General features: G+C 58.2%; 21 protein-coding genes. 13 read left to right on the top strand and 8 right to left on the bottom strand.

Annotation, left to right across the window (positions count from 1 at the left end):
• Positions 1 to 234 precede the first annotated feature (234 nt).
• Both GOV85_RS14385 and GOV85_RS14380 read left to right on the top strand, forming a co-directional pair.
• The gene (locus tag GOV85_RS14385) at positions 235 to 441 is read left to right on the top strand and encodes a cold-shock protein (RefSeq protein ID WP_050604132.1); all 207 of its coding nucleotides are present in this window, start codon (positions 235 to 237) and stop codon (positions 439 to 441) included.
• Between the two features lie 163 nt (positions 442 to 604).
• On the top strand, positions 605 to 1,159 hold the full coding sequence (locus GOV85_RS14380) for a L,D-transpeptidase (RefSeq protein WP_171179290.1): 555 nt from the start codon (positions 605 to 607) through the stop codon (positions 1,157 to 1,159).
• Positions 1,160 to 1,165: 6 nt separating this feature from the next.
• On the opposite strand, the gene GOV85_RS14375 is transcribed toward GOV85_RS14380, so the two are convergent.
• Positions 1,166 to 1,828, bottom strand: a complete 663-nt coding sequence (locus GOV85_RS14375; RefSeq protein ID WP_371810644.1) for an arylesterase — start codon at positions 1,826 to 1,828, stop codon at positions 1,166 to 1,168.
• A gap of 27 nt (positions 1,829 to 1,855) precedes the next feature.
• On the opposite strand from GOV85_RS14375, the gene GOV85_RS14370 reads away from it, so the two are divergent.
• Together GOV85_RS14370 and GOV85_RS14365 are read left to right on the top strand one after the other, a co-directional pair.
• Positions 1,856 to 2,551, top strand: a complete 696-nt coding sequence (locus tag GOV85_RS14370; protein ID WP_171179288.1) for an ABC transporter ATP-binding protein — start codon at positions 1,856 to 1,858, stop codon at positions 2,549 to 2,551.
• Positions 2,548 to 5,076 (top strand): ABC transporter permease, encoded by a 2,529-nt coding sequence (locus GOV85_RS14365; protein WP_171179279.1) that lies wholly within the window; start codon positions 2,548 to 2,550, stop codon positions 5,074 to 5,076. Before GOV85_RS14370 ends, GOV85_RS14365 begins: the two co-directional genes overlap by 4 nt.
• A gap of 2 nt (positions 5,077 to 5,078) precedes the next feature.
• Here GOV85_RS14365 and GOV85_RS14360 read toward each other — a convergent pair whose 3' ends face one another.
• Positions 5,079 to 5,525, bottom strand: coding sequence for an Rrf2 family transcriptional regulator (locus tag GOV85_RS14360; RefSeq protein ID WP_171179277.1), 447 nt, complete (start codon positions 5,523 to 5,525; stop codon positions 5,079 to 5,081).
• Positions 5,526 to 5,618: 93 nt separating this feature from the next.
• Here GOV85_RS14360 and GOV85_RS14355 point away from each other — a divergent pair, with 93 nt between their 5' ends.
• On the top strand, positions 5,619 to 6,230 hold the full coding sequence (locus GOV85_RS14355) for a gamma-glutamylcyclotransferase family protein (protein WP_171179275.1): 612 nt from the start codon (positions 5,619 to 5,621) through the stop codon (positions 6,228 to 6,230).
• Between the two features lie 26 nt (positions 6,231 to 6,256).
• Here the strand turns inward: GOV85_RS14355 and gltX are convergent, their stop codons facing one another.
• Positions 6,257 to 7,582, bottom strand: coding sequence for a glutamate--tRNA ligase (gene gltX, locus GOV85_RS14350; RefSeq protein WP_171179273.1), 1,326 nt, complete (start codon positions 7,580 to 7,582; stop codon positions 6,257 to 6,259).
• Between the two features lie 139 nt (positions 7,583 to 7,721).
• Here gltX and GOV85_RS14345 point away from each other — a divergent pair, with 139 nt between their 5' ends.
• Positions 7,722 to 8,654: an MBL fold metallo-hydrolase gene (locus GOV85_RS14345; RefSeq protein WP_171179271.1), complete on the top strand. Its 933-nt coding sequence runs from the start codon at positions 7,722 to 7,724 to the stop codon at positions 8,652 to 8,654.
• A 4-nt stretch (positions 8,655 to 8,658) separates the two neighbouring features.
• On the opposite strand, the gene GOV85_RS14340 is transcribed toward GOV85_RS14345, so the two are convergent.
• The 3 genes from GOV85_RS14340 to GOV85_RS14330 all read right to left on the bottom strand — a co-directional run bounded on the left by GOV85_RS14340 (position 8,659) and on the right by GOV85_RS14330 (position 12,327).
• The gene (locus GOV85_RS14340; RefSeq protein ID WP_171179269.1) at positions 8,659 to 9,990 is read right to left on the bottom strand and encodes an FAD-binding oxidoreductase; all 1,332 of its coding nucleotides are present in this window, start codon (positions 9,988 to 9,990) and stop codon (positions 8,659 to 8,661) included.
• Between the two features lie 138 nt (positions 9,991 to 10,128).
• Entirely contained in the window at positions 10,129 to 10,404 is a 276-nt protein-coding gene (locus tag GOV85_RS14335) for a hypothetical protein (protein WP_171179267.1), read from the bottom strand.
• Positions 10,405 to 10,668: 264 nt separating this feature from the next.
• A complete protein-coding gene (locus GOV85_RS14330) occupies positions 10,669 to 12,327 on the bottom strand; it encodes an NAD+ synthase (protein WP_171179265.1) in 1,659 nt (552 codons plus the stop codon).
• A 154-nt stretch (positions 12,328 to 12,481) separates the two neighbouring features.
• Here GOV85_RS14330 and GOV85_RS14325 point away from each other — a divergent pair, with 154 nt between their 5' ends.
• A complete protein-coding gene (locus GOV85_RS14325; protein ID WP_171179262.1) occupies positions 12,482 to 13,963 on the top strand; it encodes an MORN repeat-containing protein in 1,482 nt (493 codons plus the stop codon).
• A 4-nt stretch (positions 13,964 to 13,967) separates the two neighbouring features.
• Here the strand turns inward: GOV85_RS14325 and GOV85_RS14320 are convergent, their stop codons facing one another.
• On the bottom strand, positions 13,968 to 14,633 hold the full coding sequence (locus tag GOV85_RS14320) for an SDR family NAD(P)-dependent oxidoreductase (RefSeq protein WP_171179260.1): 666 nt from the start codon (positions 14,631 to 14,633) through the stop codon (positions 13,968 to 13,970).
• 291 nt (positions 14,634 to 14,924) lie between these two features.
• Here GOV85_RS14320 and GOV85_RS14315 point away from each other — a divergent pair, with 291 nt between their 5' ends.
• On the top strand, positions 14,925 to 16,493 hold the full coding sequence (locus GOV85_RS14315) for a 2-isopropylmalate synthase (protein ID WP_171179258.1): 1,569 nt from the start codon (positions 14,925 to 14,927) through the stop codon (positions 16,491 to 16,493).
• Positions 16,494 to 16,598: 105 nt separating this feature from the next.
• Here the strand turns inward: GOV85_RS14315 and GOV85_RS14310 are convergent, their stop codons facing one another.
• Positions 16,599 to 17,384 carry a 23S rRNA (adenine(2030)-N(6))-methyltransferase RlmJ gene (locus GOV85_RS14310; protein ID WP_171179256.1) on the bottom strand — a complete coding sequence of 262 codons (786 nt, stop codon included), beginning with the start codon at positions 17,382 to 17,384 and terminating at the stop codon, positions 16,599 to 16,601.
• A 155-nt stretch (positions 17,385 to 17,539) separates the two neighbouring features.
• Here GOV85_RS14310 and GOV85_RS14305 point away from each other — a divergent pair, with 155 nt between their 5' ends.
• From GOV85_RS14305 to rodA, 5 genes are read left to right on the top strand one after another with little or no spacing between them, the layout of a single operon-like run.
• Entirely contained in the window at positions 17,540 to 18,586 is a 1,047-nt protein-coding gene (locus tag GOV85_RS14305; protein ID WP_039523195.1) for a rod shape-determining protein, read from the top strand.
• 58 nt (positions 18,587 to 18,644) lie between these two features.
• On the top strand, positions 18,645 to 19,547 hold the full coding sequence (gene mreC, locus GOV85_RS14300) for a rod shape-determining protein MreC (protein WP_171179254.1): 903 nt from the start codon (positions 18,645 to 18,647) through the stop codon (positions 19,545 to 19,547).
• A complete protein-coding gene (locus GOV85_RS14295) occupies positions 19,540 to 20,076 on the top strand; it encodes a rod shape-determining protein MreD (RefSeq protein WP_171179252.1) in 537 nt (178 codons plus the stop codon). The genes mreC and GOV85_RS14295 overlap by 8 nt, the downstream gene beginning before the upstream one ends.
• Complete coding sequence (gene mrdA / locus GOV85_RS14290; protein ID WP_171179250.1) at positions 20,073 to 22,022, top strand: penicillin-binding protein 2; 1,950 nt, start codon at positions 20,073 to 20,075, stop codon at positions 22,020 to 22,022. The genes GOV85_RS14295 and mrdA overlap by 4 nt, the downstream gene beginning before the upstream one ends.
• Positions 22,019 to 23,158 (top strand): rod shape-determining protein RodA, encoded by a 1,140-nt coding sequence (rodA, locus tag GOV85_RS14285; protein ID WP_171179247.1) that lies wholly within the window; start codon positions 22,019 to 22,021, stop codon positions 23,156 to 23,158. Before mrdA ends, rodA begins: the two co-directional genes overlap by 4 nt.
• Positions 23,159 to 23,169: the final 11 nt, after the last annotated feature.

Below are 23,169 nucleotides of genomic sequence, written 5' to 3'. Positions count from 1 at the left end.
CAATTCCCACTCTTTGATCAAAGACCCCTTGAATCACTGCAATATGCTCTGGGGCCGCTGTCCAATTCAGGCGATCATCCCTTGCCACACGGCCACCTCAATGCCATATGAAGGGAGCTTACGTTTTTCTATTTCGACCCACTGTCTCCTTTTACGGCGCTCAGTCTATCGATCCAGACAACGACGCCAGGCTGCCGCATCCACGTGGGCAGCACCAAACAGGAGACAACGGATATGCCTGCAGGCACCGTAAAATGGTTCAACACCACCAAAGGCTACGGCTTTATCGCACCCGAAGATGGCGGCAAAGACATCTTCGTTCACATCTCGTCAGTAGAGCGTTCGGGCCTGACCGGTCTGGCCGACAACCAGAAAGTCACGTACGAGCTGCGCGCTGGTCGTGACGGTCGCGAAAGCGCCGACAACATCCAACTGGCCTAAGCCGGTAAAAGGGTAAGGCGCGTCTTTGCCCTTTTCTATCCGGCCGCCTGCGTGGCGGCCGGAACACATCACGACCACGTGATGTTTGCCCCAGAATTGACCAAATATCATATCATACTGAAACTGTTCTTAAGTTTCCTTGGTCATTCGATGAGGGTTTTCCATGTTTACACGCCGTGTTTTTCTGGCCGGAACAGCAGCCAGCCTGTTGCCGGGAATCGCCAGCGCCAAGAAAGCGGTCGAATATGATCCGACGCCGCAATTCGTGCGCATCAAAAAGCAATTCGTGCCTGGGCAGCTTCTGGTCGCCCCCCGGTCGTTCTATCTCTACTACGTGACCGAACCACGCAAAGCGATCCGCTATGGTTGTGGTGTTGGAAAGGCGGGGCTGGAATTTACCGGATCGGCGACCATCGATGTGAAAAAGGAATGGCCCACCTGGCGTCCGACCGATGAAATGATCGAGCGTGACCCGGTTACCTACGCAAAATTCAAAGACAATGACTATGTGCAGCCCGGTGGCGGAGATAACCCTTTGGGCGCGCGGGCGCTGTATCTTTTCCAGAACGGCGTCGACACATATTTCCGCATCCATGGTACAACGCAGCCGCAAACCATTGGTCATGCAGTGTCAAACGGGTGCGTCCGTATGCTGAACGAACATGTCATTGACCTATACAATCGTGTCCCAATCGGAACAGTGGTCACGGTCGTCTGATCAAAGTCAGGGGGCCGCTGCCTGCCCGACAAGTTCCAGAACGGATGGGCCCAGCGCATCCACGATCCGGGCGACCCCGTCGGCATTTGGGTGAATGCCGTCGGCCTGCATGAACTGTGACACTGCACCAGGATCGCCCTCGGCTGTCAGCCCTTCAAAGAAACTGCTGGCAAACAAGACCCCATAGTCTTGCGCCAATTCGGGGTACATCGCGTCAAATGCCTGTTTGTAGTCCGTTCCGTAATTGCCCGGCGCTTGCATTCCGATCAGCAGAACAACAACGCCGCCATCCCGCGCAACCTCCAGAATTTCGCGCAGGTTGGCCCGTGAGACTGCAGGGTCTATTCCGCGCAATAGGTCATTTCCGCCTAAGGCGACGATCATTCCATCCACATCCGGCGTCAGGGTCCATTCCACCCGCGCAGCTCCGCCTGCCGTTGTGTCACCTGAAACGCCGGCGTTGATCATCTGCACATCCGCGCCCTGCGCCCGAAGCCAACGGTCAAGCTGAGGTACAAACCCGTCTTCTTCCACCAGCCCATAGCCTTGCGTCAACGAATCCCCTAAGGCGGCAATCACCACTTGCTCGGCTGTGGCCGTGAAACCGCAGAAGATAAACAGACCTGTCATCAAAGCCTTGCGCAATGTGGTGATCGCTCCATATCCCAAAGGACCGCTCCTTAATCGGGTAAACCCATGACATCTGCTGTTCTCACCCTCCAAAATGCTGCTTTGTCGCTGGATGGCAATGCCGGGCGGGTCGATATTCTGCATGACATTACGTTGTCTGTGACCAAGGGTGAAACACTGGGCCTGATCGGGCCGTCCGGTTCGGGCAAATCTTCGCTCCTGATGTTGATGGGTGGGTTGGAGCAAGCGACCAGCGGACAGATCACCGCGCTGGATCAGGACCTGACAAGCATGGACGAAGATGCACTGGCCCGCTTTCGCCGCAACAACATGGGAGTGGTGTTCCAAAACTTTCACCTGATCCCGACCATGACTGCGCTTGAGAATGTCGCAACACCGCTGGAGCTGTCAGGGCACAGGGATGCGTTCGACCTGGCCGAGACTGAGCTGGACGCTGTCGGGCTATCGCATCGGCGCGATCACTATCCGGCGCAACTGTCGGGCGGTGAACAACAGCGCGTGGCACTTGCCCGTGCCTCAGCGCCGCGCCCCAAGATTTTGTTGGCAGATGAACCCACCGGGAACCTGGATGAAACCAACGGCGCTGCGATTGTTGATCTCCTGTTTGGACTGCGTCAGAAATTTGATGCGACCCTCGTTCTTGTCACTCACAGCCGTTCCTTGGCGGAACGCTGCGATCGGGTTGTTCGCCTTCGCGATGGACGGATTGCGGAAGAAACTCGGCAGGAGGCCGCCGAATGAGCCTGCGACTGGCGGGGCGGCTCGCCCGTCGCGAGCTGCGCGGAGGCTTGCGGGGGTTTAGGATCTTTCTGGCCTGTCTGGCGCTTGGCGTCGCAGCCATTGCAGCCGTAGGGTCGGTACGGCAAGCCATTCAAACCGGATTGGCGCAAGAAGGTGCTTCGCTTTTGGGCGGCGACGCCCAGCTTGAATTCACCTATCGCTTTGCAGATGAGGCCGAGCGCGCCTGGATGCAGCAAGCATCCGAGCAGGTGTCCGAGATCGTCGATTTCCGCTCGATGGCTGTTGTGCCCCGTGCCGAAGAACCGGAGCGCGCACTGACGCAAGTGAAATCTGTCGACACTGCGTACCCCTTGATTGGTTCGGTCAGACTGGATCCTGACATAACGCTGGATGACGCCCTAAACGGGACATCCGGCTTGCCCGGAGCAGTCATGGAACAAGTTCTGATCGACCGGCTTGGGCTGGCCGTTGGTGATCGCTTCAAGCTTGGGGCGCAGGAATTTGTCCTGACAGCCGCACTGGTGAACGAACCCGACAGCGCGGCAGATGGGTTTGGCCTTGGACCGCGCACATTGGTGAGAACCGAGGCGCTACAGACGTCTGGGTTGTTGGAGCCCGGCACTCTGTTTTCGACCAAATACCGTTTGAACCTGCCAGACACGATCGTCCTTGCCGAAATCGCCGCCGAAGCTGACAAAGCCTTCGACGGCACGGGAATGCGATGGAGCGATGCGCGCAACGGTGCCCCCGGTATTTCCGAGTTTGTCAGCCGCCTGAGCGCCTTTCTGGTTCTTGTCGGCCTCTCGGGCCTTGCGGTGGGCGGCATTGGCGTTTCAGCCGCCGTGCGCGCGTACCTGAGCCAAAAAACAGAAACCGTGGCGACCTTGCGCACCTTGGGGGCTGATCGCGCAACGATTTTTCAAACTTACATGCTTCAGATCGGCGTGCTGTCTGTCATCGGAATTGCGCTCGGCCTGGCGCTGGGCGGGCTGGCTCCGCTGCTTCTGGCGCCTCTGTTGGAAAGCCAGTTACCGGTTCCGGCAGTATTCTCGCTCTATCCACAGCCACTGATTGAGGCCGCAATCTATGGGCTGCTTACCGCATTTCTGTTCACGCTTTGGCCATTGGCCAGAACCGAAGACGTGCGGGCCGCAACCCTGTTTCGCGATGCGCTGAGTACGGCCCGAGCGCTCCCACGCCCGATTTATGTCATCGCCACCGCAATTGGTCTCGCATTGCTTGTCTCCGTTGCCGCCTGGTTCAGCGGTTCCACACGATTGACCCTTTGGACAAGCGGCGGGCTTGTAGGTGCGCTGGTTTTATTAAGCCTCTCTGCCTATGCCATTCGCAAACTGGCCCGGGCCGTAGCTCCTCTGGCACGCGGCCGCCCTGCCCTGCGATGGGCCTTGTCCGCCATTTCAGACCCGCGTGAGGGCGCAGGCTCGGTTGTTCTGTCGCTCGGTCTGGGCTTGTCCGTTCTGGCCGCCGTTGGACAGATCGACGGCACGCTGCGCAACGCAATCTCAGGCAACCTACCAGATGTCGCGCCCTCATATTTCTTTGTCGACATCCAAAAGGATCAGATGCCCGGCTTTTCCGATCGCCTGACCTCGGACCCTGCCGTCAGCCGCATCGAAAGCGCGCCAATGCTGCGTGGGATCATCACGCAGATCAATGGCCGCCCTGCCCGTGATGTGGCTGGTGATCATTGGGTGCTCGAAGGAGACCGTGGTGTCACCTATTCTGCCCGACCCCCGGCAAACGCGAATGTAACCGATGGGGAGTGGTGGGCCGAGGATTATTCGGGCACACCTCAGGTCAGCTTTGCCGCTGAAGAAGCCGCCGAAATGGGCCTGCAACTTGGCGATCAACTGACCGTCAATATCCTTGGTCGCGACATAACCGCAGAGCTGACCTCGTTGCGCGAGGTGGATTTCTCAACCGCAGGAATGGGATTCATCATGTCGATGAACCCCTCTGCCCTGTCCGGTGCACCGCATAGTTTCATCGCCACTGTCTATGCAGAAGAGCAGGCCGAGGCTGCCATCCTCAGGGATCTCGCAGGTCAGTTCCCCAACATCACGGCCATTCGCGTACGCGATGCCATCGACCGCGTTTCAGGGCTGCTGGCCGGTATCGCCGCCGCCACATCTTACGGCGCAGGTGTGTCCTTGCTAACCGGATTTCTGGTCTTGATCGGAGCCGCAGCGGCAGGCGAACCTGCCCGCAGATACGAAGCGGCAATCCTGAAAACCCTCGGGGCCAATCGGGGCCGCATCCTGCGCAGCTTTGGCCTGCGCTCTGTCTTATTGGGGGCCGCCGCAGGCTGCGTCGCCTTGCTGGTCGGCATTCTGGGCGGATGGGCCGTTGCCACCTACATTTTCGAGACGGATTTTGCGATCATCTGGTCTTCGGCGTTGGGCATTGTTCTGGCCGGGATCGGCGTCACGCTTTGCGCAGGTCTTGCCTTTGCTCTGCGCCCGCTTTCGGCCCGGCCAGCCCGCATCCTGCGCGCCAGCGACTAAGCTCAGCGCACACAGGCCACGGGCTGCAAAAGCTTCAGCAACGGATCATTGTCACAAACCAAAGCATCCAGCGAAACATCATCGAGAGAGGCGTAAAACACTTCGGCCGCGTCCTGCAGCGCCAACCGCAACCGGCAGGCATCCGTCAAGGGGCAGGTATTGTCCGCATCCGCAAAACATTCGGCAATGGGCAAGGCGCCCTCAACATGCCGGAACACCGCGCCGATCCGAATTTCTTCCGCCGGGCGCGCCAAAGACATGCCGCCATTGCGGCCGCGTTGTGTGCTTAGATAGTCCAACTGGCTCAGTTGGTTGATCACCTGCGCGAGATGATTTTCCGAAATGTTACACACTTCGGCAATTTCCGACTTGGTGACCAACCTGTCCGGGTGCGCTGCGCAATACATCAAAAGGCGCACGGCAATATTTGTCCGTTTCGTAATCCGCATGAGGGCCTCCCTGAATTCAAGATGCAGCCTTATTGCATGTCCGGGAAAAAAGCGGTTTGACATACATCAATCGATCAAAAGGACGCCTTATCCATGCCTGACCCCTATTTCTTTGGCTATGGCAGCCTTGTGAACCTCGCCACACATGATTTTCCCGACCCGCGTCCGGCAAAACTGAAAGGCTGGAGGCGGGCGTGGCGTCATACCGATCTGCGCCCGGTCGCGTTCCTGACCGCAGTTCCCGACCCCGAGGCTGAGATCGAAGGAATGATCGCGCATGTGCCAAAAAACGACTGGGCCGCACTGGATCAGCGGGAATGGGCCTATGACCGGGTTCCGGCAACGAATTCGATTTCACACACCCTGACGCATGATGTCGAAATCGCGGTTTATGCGGTGCCCCATGACCGGCACACCGCGCCCAGCAATCACCATCCCTTGCTGCTCAGTTATATCGATGTGGTTGTGCAGGGATACCTGAGGGCGTTTGGACCAGATGGTGCGGACCGGTTCTTTGCCACAACCGACGGCTGGGACGCGCCTGTTGTGAATGATCGGGCCGAGCCGAAATATCCCCGTCACCAACTGCTCAAACCTGACGAGACAGCATTTGTAGATAACCGCCTGAAGCGCGCATCGGTAAAGATAATCCAGCCACATCAACAAAAAGAGGCAGACGAATTTCCTGCCTCTTTCAAATTCTAAATTCATACCGTTTCGGTACGGAGCATTCAGCCCCGTGCGCGGATCACCTGCAGCAAGGGCAGTAGAGCCGCCATTTCCGGCCCCCGCTCCATCCCGGTCAGGGCTTTGCGCAGCGGCATGAACAGGCCCTTGCCCTTGCGGCCTGTTGCCTCTTTCACCGCTTTGGTCCAAGTACCCCAGGTCTCGCCATCAAACGGGCCATCGGGCAACAAAGCGACCGCTTCGGCAATAAACTCTCGATCTTCATCGGCAATCAATGGTTCGGCCCCATCGCGGCACAGTTCCCACCAGCCTTTCAGATCAGCCAGAGTGGTGATGTTTTCGCGCGCCATTGCCCAGAAGGGTTCCGCCAAATCAGCCGGAACTCCAGCGTCTTCCACCGCATCAGCTACATCTGTCAGCGGCAGCGATTGCAGGTGCTTTGCGGTCAGAGGGAACAGGTCCTGTACGTCAAACTTGGTCGGTGCCGCACCAAACCGGTTCACATCAAACCCTTCGATCAGTTCCGCCATGTCCGAGCGCAACTCAACCGGGTCAGACGACCCCAGACGCGCCATCAGGCTCAACAAAGCCATCGGCTGCACGCCCTGTTCGCGCAGGTCGCGCAACGCCAGCGTGCCCAAACGTTTCGAAAGGGCCTCACCCTGCGGGCCGGTCAGTAGCGAGTGGTGGGCAAAACGGGGGCACTGGCCGCCCAGCGCTTCGATGATCTGGATCTGCGTAGCGGTGTTGGTCACGTGGTCCGACCCCCGCACCACATCGGTTACACCCATTTCGGTATCGTCCACAACGGACGCAATCGTGTAAAGCACCTGACCGTCACCGCGGATCAGCACGGGGTCAGAAACTGAAGCAGCATCAATCGAGATGTCGCCCAGAATACCATCAGTCCATTCGATACGCTCATGATCCAGCTTGAAGCGCCATACACCGTTGCCACGTTCGGCGCGCAGGGCGTCTTTCTCGGCATCTGACAGGTTCAGCGCGGCCCGGTCATAGACCGGTGGCTTGCCCATGTTCAGTTGCTTCTTGCGTTTCAAGTCCAGCTCGGTCGGCGTCTCAAACGCCTCATAGAACCGACCCATCTCACGCAGCTTGTCCGCAGCGTCGGCATAGCGATCCAAGCGCTCAGACTGGCGTTCAACCTTGTCCCAGTGCAGACCCAGCCACTCCAGATCCCGCTTGATGGCATCGACATATTCTTCTTTCGAGCGCTCGGGATCGGTGTCGTCAATTCGCAGGATGAATGTACCGCCCGCCTTGCGAGCGATCAGATAGTTCATCAGGGCGGTGCGCAGGTTGCCCACATGGATGTATCCGGTGGGCGACGGGGCGAAACGGGTGGTTGTCATGGGTGTCTCCTGTTGGCGCGGCTCTTGTCATAAGACGCGTGTTTTGTCCAGTCGCAGGCCCGCTCACGCGAACGTGGAGTGGCAGCCGCCCTGTTCCGTCCTATCTATTTCACGCTGGCACCTAAAGGGAGACCCCAAAATGACTTTCAATCTTACACGCCGCGCCGCGTTGGGCGCAGCCGCAGCTTTGCCATTTGCGTCTGCCGCTTCACCGCTTCTGGCTGCAGGCTCGGGCACCAAAGCAAACTCGACCATCGCCAAGTCCTTCACGCTGGGCGACTTTACGGTAACCACGCTGCTGGATGGCAGCATTGCACGCGACGGTGCCAAAGAGATCTTTGGCGGTGGAGCGACAGATGAGGAATTCGCCAAGGTTTCAGCGGACAATTTCATTCCGGCAGATGCAGCCCAGTTTTTCTTTACCCCTTCACTGGTCAACACAGGTTCTGAACTGGTTCTTTTTGACACCGGATTGGGACAAGGTGGCATTCAGGCAGCTCTGGCCGATGCAGGCGTGACGCCGGACCAAATCGACGTCGTGGTGCTGACACACATGCATCCTGATCACATCGGAGGCATGACCACCAACGACGCGCCTACATTTGCAAATGCGCGTTACGTGACCGCTGCGCCCGAATATGATTTCTGGGCGGCGCAGGAGGCGGGCAACCGCGTCGGCGATCTGGTGGCCGCCAAGGTAACCCCACTGGCAGAAAAGATGAGCTTTATCGGCGACAGTGGCGAAGTGACGTCAGGCATCACGGCAGTCGCCGCGTTTGGCCACACGCCAGGTCACACCGTGTATCATCTGGAAAGCAACGGACAGCGCCTTATCCTGACGGCAGATCTGGCCAACCACTATGTCTGGTCTTTCGCGCATCCCGAATGGGAGGTCCGATTTGACATGGACAAGGCAGCAGCAACAGCCGCGCGTCGCAACGTTCTGGGGATGCTGGCGGCAGATAAGGTACCGATGGTCGGCTATCACATGCCGTTCCCCGGCGCGGGCTTTGTCGAAACCCGAGGCGACGGTTTCCGCTTTGTCCCGGTCAGCTATCAGATGATGGGCTAAGCCGTTAATACCCCGGATCCGGCCTCACTTTCGAGCCGTCGGTGAACCGCGAAAGGCGAAACGCGGCCGGATCCACGCAAGGCGTCGTTTCAGCGACAAGATCGGCGATCAACCGTCCGGCGCCCGGACCAATGCCAAATCCATGGCCAGAGAATCCTGTGCCAATGAATAGGCCCGGCAACTCATCAACACCTGAGATCACCGGAATGGCGTCAGGCGTAACGTCGATCATTCCAGCCCAACTTTGCACAACTTCGCTGTTCATAAGCGCCGGGAACCCTTTGCAGGCGCGGCTCCAAGCGTGCCGCAACACTTTCTGCGATGGCTCAGGGTCCAAATTTCGGCACTGCTCGAACGGGGTCACATCGGTGGGCAGCCAGTGCCGATCGTGTCGCGCTTCGATCGCCCAGCGTCTGGACAGGCGAAAGCGCAAGGATTTCCACTCCTGCGCAAAGGCAGGCAAGAACCGTTTCGCAAGCCGGAAGCTGTCGGGCACAATGTCCACCGTGTTTTCGTGGCCAGACGCAATGGTATAGCCGCCGTCAGCGCGCTTGCGGATCGCAAAATCGTCGGACCACAACGCGGGTCCAGGCCCATCGTGCACGGGGGATGTGCGAAGCACTGTGTTCAAAACCTTGAGTTGCGGCAGCTCGACGCCCGCGTTGCCAGCAAACAACCGCGACCAGGCCCCACCCGCCAGAACGACGCGTCCGCAAACCACTTTTCCACGCTCGGTAAAGACACCGGAAATGTGCCCATCCTTGGTTTCGACGCTGCGGACTGCACATTGCGTCATGATCACAGCGCCCCGGTCTCGTGCAGCCTCGGCAATAGCCGGAGCAGCCCATTGCGGCTCGGCACGACCGTCCTGCGGCATGTAAAGCGCTGTTGTCAAACCTGTTTGGTGCCCTTGCAGCAAATCGGAAAGCTCACCGCCGGACACTATCCTGGCCCCGGTCTGCAATCCCTCAACATGGCGCATCCACTTTTGCAGGTTGGCTGCGTCTCTTGCGCCAGAGGCCCCAAAAAGGATGCCGGATTGGGTATAGCCTGTTTCGCGCCCCAAACGCTCGTCCAGCGTTTGCCAGATGCGCAACGCCTCTTGCATCAGGGGAATTTCCCTTGGGTCTCGCATACCCAGACGCACCCAACCCCAATTGCGCGAACTCTGCTCTGCTGCAATCTGACCCTTTTCACACAAAAGAACAGAAGCGCCGCGTTCAGCTAGCTCCAATGCCGTTGAAACGCCGATGATGCCACCGCCAATAACAACAACATCCACATGTTTGGGCAGAGCCAGATCAGATTCAACTGGGGTCGGTTTGGGTGCGGTCATCAATAGGTCTTACATCGGTCGCTTGGACCAGTATGGAGACCTGCCCGCCGCGTATAGGCAATGTGAATTCCGAGCGTTGTTGCAGTATTTTCGACACCTGTGGCCCAGGTGCCGAAATCGGTGTCAGCAACGAGCGTATTAGGCCGCGCCGGACAACTCTGCCCATTTCTGGCGCAAGATCGCCGACAACCCGTTTTGTTTGGATGCCGCTTGATTTGTTACTTCCTTTTGCGGCAGCAACCTCGGAAACTCGGTTCGGAAATTGAGTGCAGCAAGCTCATCCAATTCTCGCTGTTCCTCCATTAGATTGGCGATCGCCGCATCCAGCTTTTCTTCATCCAATTCTTGCGGCTGCGTCTCTATAGACCGCCATTTCAAAGGTGTATGAAGCGAATTGTCATATTCCTTGTACATTTTACCACCACACCGTTCACTCAGACATCTAACCCGGGATGCGTCGCTCGTACCGCGAACCAATTTTACGCGTACAGATTAAATTGCGTCGCACCCGCCCCACATCGGGCAACTTCTAAGCAAAAATGTGGCAGAAAAATGTCGCGCAGGCAAGCTTGAGGCAGCCGTAACCGCCTCAAATCACAATCAATTTCTCACACTTGGGATACAATTTTGCCTAATCTATAGACACTGTTTCCAAACTGGCCGTCCGGCCCCTGGTTTTCAGGTCCGATCGCGCCATCGATTCACAATTGGATAGCGCCGATCCAGCCAGAACGCCCGCTTGCTGAGGCGCGTACCGGGGGCAGACTGGAACCGTTTGTATTCACTGATGTAAATCAGATGTTCGACCCGCCGGGCCTCGGCTACGTCATACCCGGCAGCGACGCAGTCGGCGATTGAGCCATCCTGATCGACCAAAATCTCAAGGATACCGTCCAGAACCGGGTAGTCGGGCAAGCTGTCGCTGTCCTTCTGGTCTGCGCGCAGCTCGGCACTTGGCGGTTTGTCGATAATGGACGGGCGGATCACCTCGCACTTGGGACCCATCATCCAGTCACGATGATTGACGTTGCGCCAACGGCAGGTTTCAAACACGCGGGTTTTGTACAGATCTTTGATCGGATTATAACCGCCATTCATGTCGCCATAGATCGTGGCATAGCCCACTGCGACCTCGGACTTGTTGCCGGTGGTCAACAGCATTTCACCAAACTTGTTCGAGATCGCCATCAGCAACAGTCCACGCAGGCGAGACTGAATATTTTCCTCGGTCAGTCCTTCGTCCAGCCCTGCAAACAAAGGCGCCAGAGTATTCGTTACCGCGGCCCGGCCCTCGGAAATCGGCACAAAATCATAGTGCACGCCCAGCGCCTTGGCGACGGCCTCGGCATCATCCAGCGAAGCCTGGCTGGTATATTCCGATGGCAACATCACACAGCGCACGTTTTCGGCCCCGATGGCGTCAACCGCGATGGCCGCCACCAAGGCAGAATCGACCCCGCCTGACAGACCAAGAAGCGCCTTTTTGAAACCCGTCTTGCCCATATAGTCCCGCAGCGATTGCACCATCGCGCGGTAATCCTGCTCCCATACATCTGGCTGAGGAACGATTTCGGCCGGCGTAATCCGCCAGCCATCGTCACCACGCTCAAGGTCCACTTGTGAGACAGTTTCGTCAAAAACAGGCATCCGGAAGGCCAGCTCTCCACCCGGGTTCAGGCCAAAGCTAGCACCGTCAAAAACCTGATCGTCCTGCCCGCCCACCATGTTCAGGTAAATCAGCGGCAGACCTGTTTCGACAACCCGTGCCACCATGTGATTTAGGCGCACGTCATACTTGTTGCGGAAATAGGGCGATCCGTTGGGGATCAGCAGAAACTCGGCCCCGGTTTCCTCGAGCGTTTCTGCGACGTCCGGGTGCCAGCCATCCTCGCAAATCGGGCTGCCTATACGGAAGTTTCCAACTGAATACGGCCCACCCAACGGTCCGGCATCGTACAGGCGCACTTCGTCAAAAACGGTTTCGTTCGGCAAATGATGTTTCAAAACCTTGCTGGTGATCCGCCCGTTTTTGAGGATCAGGTAGGCGTTGAACAACTTGTCCTCTTCCGCCCAAGGCGCGCCAATGGCAATCGCTGGTCCGTCTGCGCATGTTTTGGCCAACGCCTCGACCGCCGCCATGGCCGCACGGTGAAACACTGGCTTCTGGATCAGATCCTGCGTGTTGTACCCGGTGATGAACATCTCGGGGAAAGCCACCAGATCAGCACCGGCCGCCTTGCCTTGCTCCCATGCGGAAACGGCCTTGTCTGCGTTGCCTTCGATGTCGCCCACGGTTGGGTTCAGTTGCGCCAAAGTGATGCGGAAACGGTCGGCCATGCTGCCCTCTTGCCTCGTCAGTCCTATTGCCATTTAGCAGATCACCGCGCGAGTAAAAGGCCAATGCGGCAAAAGCCGTTGCCCTGCCTTCGACGGTATCCTAGTTTTGCTTTCAAAGATGCAACCAGCGATGACCCGGCAGGCAGGACCGAAAATGAACGTGATCCGATACTCGATTTTGGCAGCGGGGCTAAGTCTGTCCGCGGCGACAGCGTTTGCGCAGGACGGAACGGTCATCGTCAAAGATGACGAGGTTGGCGGCGTCTATGAAGGCACCTATGAAAACGGTTTGCGTCACGGGACGGGGACGTACAGGCTGCCCAACGGGTTTGAATACACGGGCCAGTGGGTTGAAGGCGAGATTCAGGGTCAGGGCTTGACCCGCTATCCGGACGGGTCGATCTATGAAGGCAGTTTTGCCAAAGGCCAACCCGAAGGGCGCGGTAAGATCGTTTACGCCAATGGCAGCAGCTATGACGGCGAATGGTCCAACGGGTCGATCAACGGTACGGGAGTTGCAGAATTTGCAAATGGCACGCGCTATGAAGGTGAGTTCAAAAACGCCCAGCGGCACGGCAAAGGCATTCTGACTTTTCCCGACGGATACATCTATGATGGCGACTGGGTTGATGGTCAGCGGCAGGGCAAGGCCAAAGTCACCTACGCGGACGGCAGCGTGTACGAAGGCGACGTCAGTGCAGGTTTGCGCGATGGCACGGGCACGCAAACCATTCCCGACGGCATGATATATTCCGGTGAATGGGCGCAGGATCAGATCACCGGCACCGGTCGCCTGACCTATGCCAATGGCGATGTCTACGAGGGCGAACTGGTAGAAGGGCGCCGTCAGGGCAAAGGCAAAGTGACCCACGCGCAAGGCGACGTGTACGAAGGCGACTTTGTCGATGATCGCCGCCAGGGCAAGGGCACGTTCACCGGCACGGACGGCTTTGTGTATACCGGCGACTGGAACCAGGGACAGATCGAAGGTCTGGGAGAGCTGACTTATCCCGATGGCTCGGTTTATGTCGGCGATTTTGTTGCCGATTTGGCCGAGGGTACGGGCCGCATCACCTATCCTGATGGGTCAACCTATGAAGGTGATTGGATCGCGGGCGTGATCGAGGGTCAGGGCACGGCCACTTATGCCAACGGAATGATCTACAAGGGCCAGTTCAAGAACGCGCAAAGCCATGGCAAGGGCGTCGTGACACGCGCGGACGGTTCGGTCTATGACGGCGACTGGGTCGATGGCGTTCGCCAGGGCAAAGGCAAAGCGACCTATTCCGACGGGACCATCTATACCGGTGATTTTCTGAACGGAAAACGACATGGCAAAGGGGAAATCGTGACCCCCGCTGGCTTCAAATACGTGGGCGACTGGTCCGAAGGTAAGATCGAAGGCGTCGGCGTCGCCACTTATTCGAACGGCGATGTGTACGAAGGCAATTTTGTCGATAACAAGCGCCAGGGCAGCGGAACGATGCGCTATGCCAACGGGCAGGAAGAAACTGGTATTTGGGAAAACGGAGTCTTGCCGGGCCGTGCCTCTGACCAGCAAAGCGAGTCAGACACGCCGGATCCACAGCCCGCGCCGGATGATCAGGCCGAAACGCCCGAGGCCTCCGACGGGTAAACGCTCACCAAGGAACGGGTTGCCCGGCCCAATCAAAGAAACCGCCGGTATCCTCTGGCGTCAGTCCATTGATCACGGATAACAGGTTTTGGGCGGCGACCTCCGGCTCGACGGCGGGATGCCGATTCAAGTACTTCTGAGTGAACGCAGTTTTCACGGTCCCTGGATGCAAGGCGACACAAATCGCCTGCTTATGCGTCCGCGACAGCTCGATGGCTGAGGTATGGACAACCTGATTTACCGCAGCCTTGGCGGCCCGGTAGCTGATCCAGCCGCCCATCCGATTGTCCGCGATGGATCCTACACGCGCTGAGAGAACCGCAAAAACCGACCGCCCCTTGCGGGGCAAAAGCCTGTGTGCCCGGCTCAGCACCAAAGCCGGACCTACCGCGTTGAGTGCAAATTGATCCATCATCGCCTTGGCTGAAACCGCACGAATTGTCTTTTCCGGTGCAGCGCCTTCGATCTCCAACGCTCCGGATGCGACCAGTATCAAGTCAAAGGGATCGGACAGCCCATCAATGATCGGCAACGCATGGTCAGGGTCAGTCAGATCGAACCCATCCATTGACCGCGACAGACCCGTTACCGAGACGCCTTGCGACTCTAAGGTAGTACAAACCGCAGCGCCAATGCCGCCCGAGGCTCCGATGATCAATGCTGTTTTCATCTGCATCCAGCTAGCTGCGCAGAGGGCACAATCAAGTTGGTCTGGAATGAGAAAGCCAGCGCAGGACCCCTCGGGCGCAAATTGGTCTTTTCATTCCTGCCGGGCTCTGTATAACCTCAATCCCATGATCAACCATGCAGATATCCTTTGTGCCGACACCGCCATGCGCGGTGCGTCTCTGCGTGGCCTACTGATCCTAATCCGCCTCTGAGCGTGCCATCCGGCGCGCCCGCTCAGAGGAGGACGCCAGCGCGCCAAGAAGGCTTTAGGACAGACAAGAAAGAGATTCCCATGACAAACGTGACCGACCAAGACCGCGTCTTGATCTTCGATACCACTTTGCGCGACGGCGAGCAGAGCCCCGGAGCGACCATGACCCATGACGAAAAGCTGGAGATTGCCGAGCTGCTGGACGAAATGGGCGTCGACATCATCGAGGCTGGCTTTCCAATCGCGTCCGAGGGTGATTTCAAGGCGGTGTCCGAGATCGCCCAACGCGCGAAAAATAGCCGCATCTGCGGTCTGGCGCGCGCTAACTTCGCCGACATTGATCGCTGTTGGGAGGCGGTGAAACACGCCGAGCAAAACCGGATTCACACGTTTATCGGCACTTCTCCGCTGCACCGCGCCATTCCGAATCTGACAATGGATGAGATGGCCGACAAGATCCACGAAACGGTCAGCCACGCGCGTAATCTGTGCGAAAACGTACAGTGGTCGCCTATGGATGCGACGCGGACGGAGTGGGACTACCTGTGCCGCGTAATCGAGATTGCAATCAAAGCCGGGGCTACCACGATCAACATTCCAGATACTGTGGGATACACCGCACCGGTCGAAAGCGCAGACCTGATCAAACGCCTGATCGAAACGGTTCCGGGCGCGGATGAGGTGATCTTTGCCACCCATTGCCACAACGACCTGGGCATGGCGACCGCGAACTCGCTGGCCGCAGTCGCTGGTGGCGCGCGTCAGATCGAATGCACCATCAACGGGTTGGGCGAACGTGCGGGCAACACCGCGTTGGAAGAAGTCGTGATGGCCCTGCGCACCCGCAATGACATCATGCCTTGGCACACCGGTATCGACACCACCAAGATCATGCATATCTCCCGTCGCGTGGCGACAGTGTCGGGGTTCAACGTGCAGTTCAACAAGGCCATTGTTGGCAAGAACGCCTTTGCGCATGAAAGCGGCATCCATCAAGACGGGATGCTCAAGAACCGCGAAAACTTTGAAATCATGCGCCCCGAGGACATTGGCCTGTCCGGTACTTCTCTGCCGCTGGGCAAACACTCGGGCCGCGCGGCGCTGCGCGACAAGCTTGAGACTTTGGGTTTTGAGGTTGGTGACAACCAACTCAAAGACATCTTCGTGCGATTCAAGGATCTGGCCGACCGCAAGAAAGAGGTGTTTGACGACGACCTCATCGCGTTGATGACGATGGATGATCACGATGATTATCTTCAGCTTGTCTCGATGAAAGTGACCTGCGGTACAGGTGGTCAGGCGGAATCCACGGTCGAGTTGGAAATGGACGGCAAGGACGTTATCGCCACTGAACATGGTGACGGACCGGTGGACGCGACCTTCAAAGCGATACGGGCAATCTATCCCAACACCGCCCGCCTTCAGCTGTATCAGGTTCATGCGGTCACCGAAGGCACCGATGCGCAAGCCACAGTGTCTGTTCGCCTGAGCGAGGATGGAATGATCGCCACAGGCCAGTCAGCCAATACAGACACGGTGGTGGCCTCGGCCAAAGCGTATATCCACGCGCTGAACCGCCTGATCGTACGGCGCGAAAAAGCGGGTCCCGGTGCTGATACGCGTGAGATCAGCTATAAAGACCTGACCTGAACGGCCCAAGGGCTCCCGCACCCGCGGCGGCCCGGCTTCGCCGTCCCTTCTTGGGCTTTGGGCCCGGCAGCGCGCTTATGGCGCGCTGCCGGGCCCAACTTCTTTTCAAAGCTGGTCAAACAAAGTGGACAGACGTTCCACTTCGTCTTCGATGCCAAACGGGGCGTTGATGATGAACATGCCGGAGCCGACCATCCGATGCCCTTGACGAACCGGAGGGAACGTCACCTCGTGACAGACAGCTTTGGGGTAGTTTTGCAACTTCAAAGCACGGGTCATGGGCAGGTGGCGCTTATCCGAAAGGATGGGATACCACAGCGCAATGATACCGACATTCCACTTACGGTGCAGCTTGGCGATGATCCCGGGCAGCCGGTCATAATCGGTTTTCACCTCATAACTCGGGTCGATCAGCAGCATACCCCTGCGAGGTGTGGGTGGAAGCAGGGATTGCGCCAGCGCAAAACCGTCTTGCTGGTAAACCTTGGCCCCAAAGGGCGACATGGCCAAGGCCAGAGCGGCATGTTCTTGTGGGTGAAGTTCCGCAAAATGCAAGCTGTCCTGATCCCGCAGCAGATTGGCCGCAACCAGTGGCGATCCGGGATAGGCAGAGGAACCGTGCCGCGCCTGCACGCGGTGCAAAACGCGCGCCATTGGATGATCATCCCCGAACCAACCCTCTTGCTGTGCACGCTTGATCCCTGCAGCCGCCTCGCCGGTGCGCACGGCTTCGGCCGCATCCAGCTTGTACAAACCCCGCCCGGAATGCGTTTCGATATAGCTGAGCGGCTTGTCCTTGCGTGTCAGATAATTCAGCACCCAGGCCAACAATGCGTGCTTTTGGACATCAGCCAGATTGCCGGCGTGGTAAATGTGTTGATAAGAGAGCATTTTGCCTTCTAAAGTCCCAATCAATAAGGCGGAAAGGTGCTGATTGTCGCGGAATCAGCCCTTTTACCGGGCGTGATGGCACCCTATAAGTCATCCGTCCCGGAACCGTCGAGTCGCGGGCAGTAGAAAAACCGACATACAGGATCAGGGGAAACATGGGGATCTTTGGCAATCTGGGCGGCCTGTTCACAGCGGATATGGCTATCGACCTTGGAACAGCAAACACGCTGGTTTACGTCAAGGGGCGCGGTGTCATCCTGTCTGAACCCTCGGTGGTCGCCTATCACGTCAAGGACGGTGTGAAAAAGGTTCTCGCAGTTGGCGAGGATGCCAAGCTGATGCTGGGCCGGACACCCGGTTCGATCGAAGCCATCCGCCCGATGCGCGAAGGTGTGATTGCCGACTTCGACACAGCGGAAGAGATGATCAAGCACTTCATCCGCAAAGTGCACAAGCGCTCGACCTTCTCAAAACCCAAGATCATCGTCTGTGTGCCTCATGGTGCGACGCCGGTCGAAAAACGCGCGATCCGTCAATCGGTTCTGTCAGCGGGCGCGCGCCGCGCTGGCCTTATTGCAGAACCGATTGCAGCCGCGATTGGCGCAGGGATGCCGATCACCGACCCAACCGGCAACATGGTCGTCGACATCGGCGGCGGGACAACCGAAGTTGCGGTTCTGTCGCTGGGTGACATTGTTTACGCCCGCTCGGTCCGCGTGGGCGGCGACCGTATGGACGAAGCCATCATCTCGTACTTGCGTCGCCAACAAAACCTGCTGGTCGGTGAATCCACCGCTGAGCGGATCAAGACCACCATCGGCACCGCCCGTATGCCCGACGATGGCCGTGGCCAGTCGATGCACATCCGAGGGCGCGACCTGCTGAATGGTGTACCCAAGGAAATTGAGATCAGCCAGGCTCAGGTTGCCGAAGCACTCTCGGAACCCGTACAGCAGATTTGCGAAGCGGTTATGACCGCTCTGGAAACCACTCCGCCCGATCTGGCGGCAGATATTGTGGACCGGGGTGTGATGCTGACCGGGGGCGGTGCGCTTCTGGGTGATCTGGATCTGGCCCTGCGTGAACAGACTGGTCTGGCCGTGTCGATTGCAGATGAAAGCCTGAATTGTGTGGCTTTGGGCACCGGCAAGGCGCTAGAATATGAAAAACAGCTGCGCCACGCGATTGACTACGAAAGCTAAGGCGCGCACCCTTTGCACATAGGGTAAATTCGGCACGAGCAGCACGGGAAGGTAACCTGTGGCAAAAGACCGATCACAGCGCGATGACTACACAACCCCCTTGCGGCGTTTGCTGTTGGGCATCGTTATTATGTGTTTACTGGGTATCTTTCTGGTCTGGCGTATTGATAGCCCGCGCGTGGAACGGTTCCGTGCGCAGGTGGTAGATACGGTCGTCCCTTCGATGGAATGGGCCATGGTGCCCGTTACGGCCGCCGTTAATCTAGTACGCGATTTCCAAAGCTACCAACGCCTGAGCGAACAAAACCGTGAACTGCGCAGCGAATTGCGCCTGATGCGCGCCTGGAAAGAGGCCGCGCTGCAACTAGAGCAGGAAAACGCCCGGTTGTTGGATCTCAACAACGTACGTCTTGATCCGCGCCTGACTTATATCACCGGTGTTGTGATGGCCGACAGCGGCTCGCCTTTCCGGCAATCTGTTTTGCTGAACGTAGGCGAGCGCGACGGCATCGTCGATGGATGGGCCACGATGGACGGCATCGGTCTTGTTGGGCGGATCTCGGGTGTTGGTTCCGATACAGCCCGCGTTATTCTGGTGACAGATGCCACCAGCGCCATCCCTGCTACCATCCAACCATCGGGTCAGACTGCGTTGATCAAAGGCGACAACACGCCTGCGCCTGTGGTCGAGTTCCTTGAGAACCGAGAACTGGTTCGCCCCGGAGATCGCGTCATTACTTCAGGCGACGGCGGCGTGTTTCCGGCTGGCCTGCTGATCGGCCAGATTGCAGCGGATCCGGGTGGCCGGTTGCGCGTGCGCTTGTCGGCTGATTTCGAACGGCTGGAGTTTTTGCGGGTTCTGCGATTCAACTCAGCCCCGACCATTCGGGACCCCGGTGGCATCGTCGGCCCCACCCGCCCCGAAGCCGCTCTATCTCCTGAGGAACTTGGCGATGGATAAGCCAGCCTCACATAACTTGGCCATGCGGGGCCTTTTTGCGGCGCTGGCCGTCTTGGTGCTGTTCCTGCACTTGTTGCCGCTGGATGCACAACCCAACCGCTGGCCCTTTCCTGACGTTCTGATTGCCCTGACCTTTGCCTGGGTGCTGCGTCGCCCAGATTATGTCCCAACCCTGCTGGTTGCGTTCGTGATGTTGATGGCGGATCTTCTTCTGCAACGCCCACCCGGTCTTTTGGCGGCACTGGTTGTCTTTGGATCAGCCTATCTGCGTTCGGCGGCACCCGGTATGAAAGATGCCGGTTTTGTCGGAGAATGGATGTCCGTTGGCGTGGTCATCACGGGCGTCTTTCTGGCGAACAGGGTCATTCTTTCGATCTTGTCTGTGCAACAGGCCGCGTTGTGGCCCGTCATGATCCAGCTTATTCTGACGATCGCCTGCTATCCCGCCATTGTGGGACTCAGCCAAAGCGTGTTCGGGGTCCGTCGCATGTCCGCGTCGGATGCCAGTGCTGTAGGAGGTCGGGCATGAAGCCACGCAAGCCCAAGTCTCAGGGTCTGGCCTATAAACGCCTGCCAAGGCGGGCTCTGCTTCTGGGTGGCCTGCAAGCGGCCTTTGTTGGCGGACTAGCGGCACGTATGCGGTTCATGCAGGTGGATCAGGCCGATCAATATCGCCTTCTGGCCGAGGAAAACCGCATCAACATCCGTCTAATCCCCCCGGACCGCGGGCGGATCTATGACCGGAACGGGCAGATCATTGGCCAGAACTCTCCATCCTACCGTATCGTCATTGTGCGCGAAGACGCTGGTGATGTGGACCAAGTGATCCGCAAGTTATCAGAACTGATCCCGCTGAACGAGGATGAGATCGAACGGGCCATGACCGAGATGCGCCGCTCAGCCCCGTTCTTGCCGGTCACGCTGGCCGATCAGGTCACGTGGGAAGACATATCGAAAGTCGCGGTCAATGCCCCTGCACTGCCGGGTGTCACGCCCGAAGTGGGTTTGACACGACAATATCCACGCTATGAGGACTTCGCCCACATCGTTGGATATGTCGGACCGGTCAGTGACTACGACCTCAGTCAGATCGAAGACCCTGAACCCGTTCTGCGAATCCCCCGGTTTCAGATCGGAAAGGTGGGTCTTGAGGCAAGGCAGGAAATCTCATTGCGCGGCAAGGCAGGCGCCAAGCGTGTCGAAGTCAACGCCACCGGTCGTGTCATGCGCGAGCTGGACCGGCAAGAAGGCCAACCCGGGGCCGACTTGCAGCTGTCCGTCGATGCAGACCTTCAACAATACGCCCAAGCCCGGTTGGCTGGCGAAAGCGCCGCCGCTGTCGTGATCGATTGCGAAACTGGTGATCTGCGCGCAATGGCCTCGGCGCCCAGCTTCGATCCCAACCTGTTCGTACGTGGTATCTCGGTCGCGGATTACCGTATGCTGACACAGGACAAGTATCGCCCGTTGGCAAACAAGACGGTCCAGGGCACTTACCCGCCCGGTTCGACATTTAAGATGGTTACCGCGTTGGCAGCGCTTGAGGCCGGAGTCGTCGGCCCCGGCAACACCGTTTACTGCCCCGGCCATCTGAAAGTTGGCAGCCGTCGCTTCCACTGCTGGAAGCGTGGTGGTCATGGTATGGTGGACCTGAATACCTCGCTTAAACGCAGTTGCGACGTGTATTATTACGATGTGGCGATAAAGGTGGGCATCGACAGAATCTCCGAGATGGCCAACACCCTTGGACTGGGCATCAAGCATGACATTCCCATGTCCGCTGTGCGCGCCGGACTGGCGCCCAATCAGGAATGGAAACAAAGGGTGCATGGCGAAGAATGGCTGATCGGCGACACCGCAAACGCCTCCATCGGACAAGGCTTTATGTTGGCTTCGCCCATGCAATTGGCTGTCATGACCGCGCGGATTGCCACCGGACGCGCGGTCTCACCCCGTCTGGTGCGGTCTGTCAACGGGGTTGAGCAGCCTAGCGGTGCAGGTGAACCGCTCACGATCAGCCCAACCAATCTCAGACACATCCGCGAAGCGATGTGGTCCGTTTCAAACGACCGTCGTGGCACTGCTTATCGCAGCCGTATCATCGCAGATGATCTCCGCATGGCGGGTAAAACCGGCACAAGTCAGGTGCGCAACATTACCAAAGCCGAGCGTGCAGCCGGTGTGATCCGCAACGAGGATCTGCCCTGGGAACGCCGCGACCACGCGCTGTTCGTCAGTTTTGCCCCGTACGACAAACCCAAATACGCCATTGCTGTCGTAGTTGAACATGGGGGCGGGGGGTCCAAGGCGGCAGCCCCGGTGGCGCGGGACATCATGCTTCAGGCCCTTTACAACGGCACGCCGCCACTCGACGCGTATCCCGTCGGCGACCGGGACCGTATCAAGGAACAGCAAAAACGGCTTGAAGGTGACCGTCGTCCCAAAGCGCGTCCTGACGGAAAGGACCGCGCATGAGCTATCTTGAATATGCCGTCAAATCCACACCGTCTGGATTCCGGAAATTCCTCTACATGAACTGGCCCCTGACCCTGCTGCTGATCAGCACGGCCAGCGCTGGATTCCTGATGTTGTATTCGGTTGCGGGTGGTTCGTGGACGCCCTGGGCCGAGCCGCAGATGGAACGGTTCGGTCTTGGCCTGACAGCGATGTTCATCATTGCACTGGTGCCAATCTGGTTCTGGCGCAACATGTCCGTTCTGGCCTATCTGGGCTCGGTCGCTTTGCTGGTGTTTGTTGAACTGTTTGGCACCATCGGCATGGGCGCGCAGCGCTGGATCGACCTTGGTTTCATGCGTTTGCAACCATCAGAAGTCATGAAGGTCGCACTGGTTATGGTGCTGGCGGCCTACTACGACTGGCTGCCGTCGCACAAGACATCCCGACCGCTGTGGGTTTTTATCCCCGTGGCACTGATCATCCTGCCTACCTTGTTGGTTCTGAAGCAACCGGACCTTGGCACATCGATCCTTCTGTTGGCCGCTGGTGGCGGGCTGATGTTTCTGGCGGGCGTCCACTGGGCTTATTTTGCGGCTGTTATCGCTGCGGTCGTGGGTTTGATCGCCGCTGTGTTCAACAGCCGCGGGACGGATTGGCAATTGCTCAAGGACTATCAGTTCCGCCGGATTGACACCTTTCTTGACCCCTCGACCGACCCATTGGGCGCGGGGTACCATATCACGCAGTCCAAGATCGCCCTCGGGTCCGGCGGCTGGAACGGGCGCGGTTTCATGCAAGGAACACAGTCCCGTTTGAATTTTCTGCCTGAAAAGCACACCGACTTCATTTTCACGACGCTGGCGGAAGAGTTCGGATTTGTAGGAGGTATCACGCTGTTGATCCTCTACGCGCTGATCCTTGTGTTCTGTATGGTTACGGCTCTTGCTACCAAGGATCGGTTTTCCTCACTGGTCACTCTGGGCATCGCACTGAACTTTTTCCTTTTCTTTGCCGTCAACATGTCGATGGTGATGGGCATGGCCCCGGTTGTCGGCGTACCACTGCCAATGGTCAGCTATGGCGGATCGGCCATGCTGGTGCTGATGGCTGCGTTCGGCATCGTCCAAAGCGCACATATTCACCGCCCCCGCTGATCTGAAAGGCC

Source organism: Ruegeria sp. HKCCA4633, from assembly GCF_013034605.1.
Taxonomy (GTDB): domain Bacteria; phylum Pseudomonadota; class Alphaproteobacteria; order Rhodobacterales; family Rhodobacteraceae; genus Ruegeria.
The sequence above is the reverse complement of the archived record's forward strand: the minus strand, read 5'-3'. Positions and strand labels throughout refer to the sequence as shown.